We start from the raw sequence: 450 nt of genomic DNA on the forward strand, positions 1-450 counted from the left end.
GCAGCCCGCTACGGGCTTTTTCATGCCCTGCCCTAGCGTCCAAGCCTCACGGCCGCGCTCGGCCTCTCTGGCGGCCTTCTGGCGCTCCTGCTGCGGCGTCCGCTCGTGGGCCGTGGCGCGGGTCCGCGCGCCGGCCTCGTGCGCCTGGCGCTCGCGGGCGAGGTCCAGGGCGGCCGTCTTCACGTTCTGCCTTGCGCAGATGAGATAGATCTAGCGTGGACTCAAGGCTCTCGCGAATGGCTCGCGTTGGAAACTTTCATTGACACTTGAGGGGCGTTTAGAGCGAGCCAGGAAAGCCGACCCCCTCCTTGGAGTAAAAACCCTTGCGGCGTTGCAGCCGGCACGGATCTTCCGATCGGGCGCGGTGGTGGCCGCGTCTGTGACCTAAAATGGGGGGAGTCCAGAGGGGCGCAGCCCCTTTGGGCATAGCGCAGCGTAATCGGAGACGTA

At 66.2% G+C, this 450-nt stretch carries 1 protein-coding gene; it reads right to left on the bottom strand.

Going from position 1 to position 450, the window contains the following annotated elements; all coding sequences use genetic code 11:
- Positions 1-183 (bottom strand): relaxase (locus AC0L3J_RS37460; RefSeq protein ID WP_256000119.1); only part of this gene is annotated, 183 nt, incomplete at its 3' end.
- Positions 184-450: the final 267 nt, after the last annotated feature.

This window comes from Bradyrhizobium sp. Kon37, from assembly GCF_055807535.1.